The organism is Streptomyces sp. NPDC025806 (assembly GCF_055558275.1).
Genome location: NZ_JBVHMU010000010.1, coordinates 335,270 through 341,553, shown reverse-complemented (window position 1 = coordinate 341,553; position 6,284 = coordinate 335,270). Strand labels below are relative to the sequence as shown.

The following is a 6,284-nucleotide window of genomic DNA, read 5'->3' as shown; positions in this document are numbered from 1 at the left end:
TGCGGGGTGCCTTTCATCTGGGGAAGGCGCGGCGAAGCCGCATGCCTTCCAGGGGCGCGGGGAACTGCGCGACCAGCCCCCACCGGACCCGCACCCGAAAGGCTCAGCGCACCGCCAGAACCATCGCATCCGACGGCGACCGCCAAACCGCCCGCGCCTCACCGAACCCAGCCGAGCGCAGCGCCCCCGCATGCCAGGCCACCGACGGCATGTCCCCGTCCGCGTGCTCCCCGTAGATCTCGAAGCGGCGGGCCGTGGGTCCCGCCAGAACGGGATCGGCCGCGGCCAGCGCCCACCATTCGGCCCAGTCGACCGCGCCCTCGGCCCGCGCCCGGTCCATCCCCGCGTGCCGCAGCGCCCGCTCCGCGGCGTTGATCCGGGGCGTCGTCTCGTCGATCATGTGGTCCGCGTTCATGAACACCCCGCCCTCCCGGACGAGCGGGGCGAGTTGGCCATACAGGGCGGCGAGAGGCTCGGAGTGCAGCCAGTGCAGGGCGGTGGCGGTCAGTACGGCGTCGTACGTCGGGTGCGGCAGTGCCTCGGTCCAGTGCGGGTCCTTGAGGTCCGCGGTGACGAAGGAGACCCGCTCGTCCCCCTCGAAGGTCCCGCGGGCGATGGCGAGGAGCGCCGGGTCGAGGTCGACCCCGACGCTGGTCGCGTCCGGGAACCGCTTCAGCAGGCGGTCGGTGATGCTGCCGGTGCCGCAGGCGAGGTCGAGGACGCGCGGCGCGGGTCCCGCGAAGGCCTCGACCATGTCGAGCATCACCCGGAACCGCTCCTCGCGGTCCGGCATGTACCACTCCTGCTGCCGGTCCCAGCTGTCCTGCCAGGCACGCCAGTCGGTCGTCCCCTCGGCGGCGGTCTCGGTCACGTCGGTCATGGAAGCCCTCCCGGACGAGCGCGTAATACCCTGAAACCTGGAGCGAGCATTACCCTCGCTCGCCCCGACGATAGACGGCCCCGGTAAGGACTACAAGTGGAACTGGCCTATTACTCGGACTACGCGGTGCGTCTCGTGAACAGCGAGGAGCCGGGCCGCGGCAAGGACGAGCTGACCTCGGTCGACGCGGTGCGCGCCCTGTTCGGTGCCAACCAGTCGGCGGCCCGCCGCGCCACCGAGTCCGATCTGACCCGCTTCCGCGGGGTGCGGGCCCGGCTGCGCGCGGTGTTCGAGGCGGCGGACGGCGGCGACGAGACGCTCGCCGTGGACCTGCTGAACTCCCTGCTCCTGGAGTTCCCGGTGAGCCCGCAGATCTCCGGGCACGACCACCGGGACGACGACGGGCGCCCGCTGTGGCACATGCACCTCGCGGACCACCCGTCGAACGCGACGGCGGGCTACGCGGCGATCGCCGCGATGGGCCTCGCCTTCCATCTGACGGAGTACGGCGTGGACCGGCTCGGCCTGTGCGAGGCGGCGCCCTGCCGCAACGCGTACCTGGACACGTCCACGAACCGCTCGCGCCGCTACTGCTCGGACCGCTGCGCGACCCGGGCCAACGTGGCCGCCTACCGGGCCCGCAAGCGCCTGGAGGCCGACCGGTCGCAGCGCACGGGACGGACCGCGGAGAACACCCAGGACAGCACCGCCGTCACCGAGCGCTGACCCTCCCCCTGCTCCCACGGCTTGCGGCGGCGCAGCCGGCCACGCACCCGGGCGAGCACCAGCTCGTCGGGGACGACCCCGTAGACGGTGCTGTCGCCGCCGGCGCCCGGGTTGTCCCCGAGCACCCACCAGCCGCCGTCGCGGCGTTCGGCGATCCGCTTGACGACCAGCAGGTCCTGCTGGAACGGGTGCCGCAGGACCACGACGTCCCCGGGCCGCACCCGGGTGCCGTGGTGCACCAGCATCCAGTCGCCGGGGTACAGGGTCGGCACCATCGACGGACCCTCGACCTCAATGATCTGAAACGGCACCTTCGCCTCGCGCACTTCCTCGATCGCCTCGGGCATCAGACAACCTCCCCGGTTCCCGCCGTGCTCCCGTCCCATCCTCCATCAGTCCAAGTCTGGCCCCGGACTTTTGGCCTAAGCCCCCGGGGGCACTCGAGAAAACCCGTCCCGCACGGAGTAATGTCCCACCTGAGAAGACGATCACGAGGAAGGACCTGCCCCATGCTTTCCCGCCTGTTCGCCCCCAAGGTGAAGGCCAGCGCCCACTGCGACCTGCCCTGCGGCGTGTACGACCCGGCCCAGGCCCGCATCGAGGCGGAGTCGGTCAAGGCCGTCCAGGACAAGATGGCCGCCAACGACGACGCGGCGTTCCAGACGCGCGCCATCGTCATCAAGGAGCAGCGCGCCGAGCTCGCCAAGCACCACGTGTCGGTGCTGTGGAGCGACTACTTCAAGCCCCCGCACTTCGAGAAGTACCCGGAGCTGCACCAGCTGGTCAACGACACCCTCAAGGCCCTCTCGGCCGCGAAGGCCTCGTCGGACCCGGCGACGGGCCAGAAGGCGCTCGACTACATCGCCCAGATCGACAAGATCTTCTGGGAGACCAAGAAGGCCTGATCCCGGCCTGCTGGTTCACGACCCTCGAGCGGTGCACCCTCGCAGGGCCGACGAACGTCTCGAAGGGGCCCGGCGTCACCCCGCCGGGCCCCTTCGGCGTACCCGGCCCCGGTCGAAGGGCCGTAGCGGCCCGTTCCACCGGGCTGCGCGGCCCGTCGGGGCGTACGGGACACTGAGGGGCGCCGCGCCCTACAGGTGTCCCCCGCTGTCCCGATCGCCCCAGGAGCCCCGCCCATGGCCCGCCGCCCCCGTGTCCTCTACGTCACCGATCTCGCCTACGAGGCCCGTGGCCGCCGCTACTGCGACGAGGACATCTTCCTGACCTCGCGGCTGCGCTCCGCGTTCGATCTCGCGCTGTGTCACCCGCGGGACGCCGCCGCGCTGATGGACGACTTCGACGGGGTCGTCGTGCGCAACAGCGGCCCGGTCATCGGCTATCCGGAGGCCTACGAGGCCTTCCGCGCGCGGGCCGTCGAGCGCGGCACGACGGTCTACAGCCCGCTGGACGGCCGCGGCGACATGGCCGGCAAGCAGTACCTGCTGGATCTCACCGACGCCGGGTTCCCCGTGATCCCGACCGTCGACCGCGCCGCCGACCTGCACCGGCTGCCGGCCGCCGAGGAGTACGTGGCGAAGCCGAAGCTGGGCGCCGACTCCATAGGCCTGCGCTTCGTCGGCCCGGGCGAACTGCCCGGACTCCCCTACGAGGACGGCCTGCTGGTCCAGCCGCGGATCCGGTTCCGGTACGAGGTGTCCTTCTACTTCGTGGACGACGCGATGCAGTACGCCCTGTACGCGCCGGCCCCGGAGCGGCGCTGGGAGCTGCGCCCCTACGAACCGACGGACGCGGACCGGGAGTTCGCCCGCCGCTTCGTCGAGTGGAACACGATCCGGCACGGGATCCAGCGGGTCGACGCCTGTCGTACGCCGGAGGGGGACCTGCTGCTCGTCGAGCTGGAGGACCTCAATCCGTATCTCTCCCTCGACCTGGTGGACGAGGGGACGCGGGACGCGTTCGTCGCCGCGATGACGGAGTCGGTGCGCGCCGCGCTCACGGAAAGTCGTTAGACCGGGGTGCCCCGCTCTGTCAGGGTCGTTCCATGGCTGACTCCGAGCTGCTGACCGCCGAGGACGTACGGCTCATGCAGGGCATGGCCCAGCGGGTGACCGCGATCCGTCCCGATCTGGTGAACAGTGACGCGGCGTACGGGGAGATGGCGTGGAACTGGGGGCGGGGCCACGCGCGCGCGGGCGACGCCTGGCGGCGCAGGCTCTGGCGCGACGGCGCGGGCGAACTGGTCGCGTGGGGCTGGGCCGCGCTGCCGCGCCGGGTGGTGCTCAGCGACGGCTCGGCCACCGAGGTGACGGGCGCTTATCTCACCTATCAGGTCGATCCCGGGCACAGCTCCCTGGTGGACGAGGTGATCGACTGGTTCGACACCGTGGCGGCAGGTCTGGAGCGCACGGTGGTGCCGACCACCGACGCGTTCGCGCTGGAGCGCTGGGCGGCGCACGGCTACGGCACGGACCCGGAGGCGCTCGGCGACCGGGGCTCCTGGACCCAGCTCAACCAGCGGGACCTCGACGATCTCGAACAGCCCGTACTGCCCGCCGGTTTCCGCTTCCGCACCGCCGACGAGGCCGGGCCGCGGGCCGTCGTCCGGGCGCACCTGGACGCGTGGGGGCCGCGCGCGTACGACGTCGAGGCCTACGAGAACGTGCGCCGGACCGCGCCGTACCGCGGCGATCTGCATGTGCTCGTCGAGGCGCCGGACGGCACCATGGCCGCCTCGGCGATCATGTGGCTCGACGAGGTCAACGCGACGGCCGAGTTCGAGCCGGTCGGCACGCACAAGGGCCACCGGCGGCGCGGCCTCGGCCGGGCGCTGCTGCTGCACGGGATGCACCGGGCGCGGGCGGCGGGCGCCCGGCACATGACGGTCGCCTGCCTGGGCGCACCCGGTCACCCGGCGGCGCGCAAGCTCTATTACGGCGTCGGCTTCCGGAAGTTCACGGTGGACGCGCCGCTGCTCAAGCCCGCCGGCCGCTGACTCAGGGCCAGTCGCGGACCTCGGTGACGGCGGCCACCGGGAGCGGCCCGTAGATGTGCGGGAACAGCTCGCCGCCCGGCACACCCTCCTCGTCGCGCACCGGCACGTCGAGCCGGTCGCGGTCCACGACCAGGACGACCAGCCTGCCGGGTTCGGGATCCGTGCCGTACAGCGCCTCGGCGACACCGCGGAGTTGAGGCGCGTACGAGCAGTGGATGAAACCGACGTCCTGGAGGGACTTGCCTTTGGTCGATCCGGTGTAGGTGCCGGTGGCGCGGGCCTGCTCCCACAGGGCGCGCTCGGTGAGGTGCAGCAGCTCAGTCATACGTACAACCTAGAGCGCTACGCCTTCCTGGCGTACCGGCGGACGATCGCGCCGTTCCCGAACGTGCGGTTCTCCTCCAGGGCGAACGCGTCGATCGCGGAGGAACGGCCGGCGAACATCGGCATGCCGCCGCCGAAGACGACCGGGTACGTCTTGATGATCAGCTCGTCGATCTCGTCGGCGAGCAGTCCGGCCAGCTGTGCGCCGCCGCACAGGTAGATGCCGAGGCCGCCCTCCTCCGCCTTGAGCGCGCGGACGCGGCCGACGACGTCGTCGCGGATCAGCTCGACGTTCGGATCGGGGGACTTCTCCAGGCTGCGCGTGGCGACGAGTTCGCGCAGGTGCCCGTAGGGGCTGGTGATGCCGGCGTCGAGGCCGACCTGGTAGCTGCGGCGGCCCTGGAGGACGGTGTCGAACGTCCGGTTCGGGGCGCCGTCGAGGCCCATCGCCGCCCGGACGTGGGTCGGCAGGGTCTCCGGGTAGTCGGCGGCGAGGAAGGTCATGAACTCCTCGTCCAGGTACGTCGTGAACACGTCGCCGTTCCCGGACTCGTCGCCGATGAAGCCGTCTACGGACACGGCGACGAAGTAGGTGAGCTTGCGCAAGCTGGTCTCTTTTCGTGGACGACACAGGTGGTGTGGTTGCCGTGCGGCGAACCACTACACTTAGAGTGCTTCACTTGTAGTGGTTGCGCAAGCCCTTTACGGCAGCCCTTTTACGGCAGCCCTTTACAGCGACCTTTGCGGCAAGCCCGCGGCGGACAGAAGGAGTTGGGTGCGGACATGGTGAGGAATCCGGAGCGCAGGGCCGCCCTCGTGGACGCGGCGGTCGAGGTGCTCGCCGCCGAGGGCGCGCGCGGGCTGACCTTCCGGGCGGTGGACGCTGCGGCGGGCGTGCCCACCGGCACGTCGTCGAACTACTTCGCCCACCGTGACGACCTGCTGGGCCAGATCGACGTCTGGCTGCACCGGCGGCTCGCGCCGGACCCGGCGGTCGTCGAGGAGCTGCTCACCCGGCCCCGGGACCGCGCCCTGGTCACCGCCTTCATGCACGACCTGCTGGGCCGCGCGCAGCGTGACCGCACCGGGTTCCTGGCCCTGATGGAGATGCGTCTGGAGGCGGGCCGCCGGCCCGAACTGCGCGCCTCGCTGATGAAGTCGCTCCGCGGCGACCTAGACGAGGGCGTCGCGTTCCACCTCGCGTCCGGGCTGCCCGGCGGAGCCGAGGAGGTCACGCTGCTCTACCTGGGCACGCTCGGGCTCATCCTGGAGACGCTGACGATGCCGGGCATGCTGGAGGGCGCGATCCCGGGCGTGAGCGTGCCCGAGGGGGTCGTCGAGCGGCTGGTGGAGCGGATCGTTCCGGAGGCGTGACGGGGCGCTCCGGAGGCGTGAGGC

9 protein-coding genes are annotated in these 6,284 nt (G+C 71.5%); 5 read left to right on the top strand and 4 right to left on the bottom strand.

Going from position 1 to position 6,284, the window contains the following annotated elements; all coding sequences use genetic code 11:
• Nucleotides 1–103: 103 nt before the first annotated feature.
• A complete protein-coding gene (locus ACZ4E1_RS24450) occupies nt 104–880 on the bottom strand; it encodes a class I SAM-dependent methyltransferase (protein WP_467542507.1) in 777 nt (258 codons plus the stop codon).
• 96 nt (nt 881–976) lie between these two features.
• Here ACZ4E1_RS24450 and ACZ4E1_RS24445 point away from each other — a divergent pair, with 96 nt between their 5' ends.
• The gene (locus ACZ4E1_RS24445; protein WP_188336916.1) at nt 977–1,606 is read left to right on the top strand and encodes a CGNR zinc finger domain-containing protein; all 630 of its coding nucleotides are present in this window, start codon (nt 977–979) and stop codon (nt 1,604–1,606) included.
• On the opposite strand, the gene sodX is transcribed toward ACZ4E1_RS24445, so the two are convergent.
• On the bottom strand, nt 1,510–1,953 hold the full coding sequence (gene sodX, locus ACZ4E1_RS24440; RefSeq protein WP_467542505.1) for a nickel-type superoxide dismutase maturation protease: 444 nt from the start codon (nt 1,951–1,953) through the stop codon (nt 1,510–1,512). The genes ACZ4E1_RS24445 and sodX overlap by 97 nt on opposite strands.
• A 162-nt stretch (nt 1,954–2,115) precedes the next feature.
• Here sodX and sodN point away from each other — a divergent pair, with 162 nt between their 5' ends.
• The 3 genes from sodN (at nt 2,116) to ACZ4E1_RS24425 (ending at nt 4,562) form a co-directional block, all read left to right on the top strand.
• The gene (gene sodN / locus ACZ4E1_RS24435) at nt 2,116–2,511 is read left to right on the top strand and encodes a superoxide dismutase, Ni (protein WP_161304267.1); all 396 of its coding nucleotides are present in this window, start codon (nt 2,116–2,118) and stop codon (nt 2,509–2,511) included.
• A gap of 234 nt (nt 2,512–2,745) precedes the next feature.
• A complete protein-coding gene (locus ACZ4E1_RS24430; protein WP_467542503.1) occupies nt 2,746–3,579 on the top strand; it encodes an ATP-grasp domain-containing protein in 834 nt (277 codons plus the stop codon).
• Nucleotides 3,580–3,611: 32 nt separating this feature from the next.
• Nucleotides 3,612–4,562, top strand: coding sequence for a GNAT family N-acetyltransferase (locus ACZ4E1_RS24425; RefSeq protein ID WP_467542501.1), 951 nt, complete (start codon nt 3,612–3,614; stop codon nt 4,560–4,562).
• A 1-nt stretch (nt 4,563) separates the two neighbouring features.
• Here ACZ4E1_RS24425 and ACZ4E1_RS24420 read toward each other — a convergent pair whose 3' ends face one another.
• Nucleotides 4,564–4,887 carry a DUF952 domain-containing protein gene (locus tag ACZ4E1_RS24420; RefSeq protein ID WP_467542499.1) on the bottom strand — a complete coding sequence of 108 codons (324 nt, stop codon included), beginning with the start codon at nt 4,885–4,887 and terminating at the stop codon, nt 4,564–4,566.
• 17 nt (nt 4,888–4,904) lie between these two features.
• Nucleotides 4,905–5,492 (bottom strand): dihydrofolate reductase family protein, encoded by a 588-nt coding sequence (locus tag ACZ4E1_RS24415; protein ID WP_467542497.1) that lies wholly within the window; start codon nt 5,490–5,492, stop codon nt 4,905–4,907.
• A 177-nt stretch (nt 5,493–5,669) separates the two neighbouring features.
• On the opposite strand from ACZ4E1_RS24415, the gene ACZ4E1_RS24410 reads away from it, so the two are divergent.
• Nucleotides 5,670–6,260, top strand: coding sequence for a TetR/AcrR family transcriptional regulator (locus ACZ4E1_RS24410; protein ID WP_467542495.1), 591 nt, complete (start codon nt 5,670–5,672; stop codon nt 6,258–6,260).
• The last annotated feature ends 24 nt before the right edge of the window (nt 6,261–6,284 follow it).

What these genes read in the sequence shown, in the direction of transcription:
- ACZ4E1_RS24430 (WP_467542503.1), top strand. Translation starts at nt 2,746, where the DNA reads ATGGCCCGCCGCCCCCGTGTCCTCTACGTCACCGATCTCGCCTACGAG.
- ACZ4E1_RS24420 (WP_467542499.1), bottom strand. Translation starts at nt 4,887, where the DNA reads ATGACTGAGCTGCTGCACCTCACCGAGCGCGCCCTGTGGGAGCAGGCC.
- sodN (WP_161304267.1), top strand. Translation starts at nt 2,116, where the DNA reads ATGCTTTCCCGCCTGTTCGCCCCCAAGGTGAAGGCCAGCGCCCACTGC.
- ACZ4E1_RS24425 (WP_467542501.1), top strand. Translation starts at nt 3,612, where the DNA reads ATGGCTGACTCCGAGCTGCTGACCGCCGAGGACGTACGGCTCATGCAG.
- ACZ4E1_RS24450 (WP_467542507.1), bottom strand. Translation starts at nt 880, where the DNA reads ATGACCGACGTGACCGAGACCGCCGCCGAGGGGACGACCGACTGGCGT.
- ACZ4E1_RS24410 (WP_467542495.1), top strand. Translation starts at nt 5,670, where the DNA reads ATGGTGAGGAATCCGGAGCGCAGGGCCGCCCTCGTGGACGCGGCGGTC.
- sodX (WP_467542505.1), bottom strand. Translation starts at nt 1,953, where the DNA reads ATGCCCGAGGCGATCGAGGAAGTGCGCGAGGCGAAGGTGCCGTTTCAG.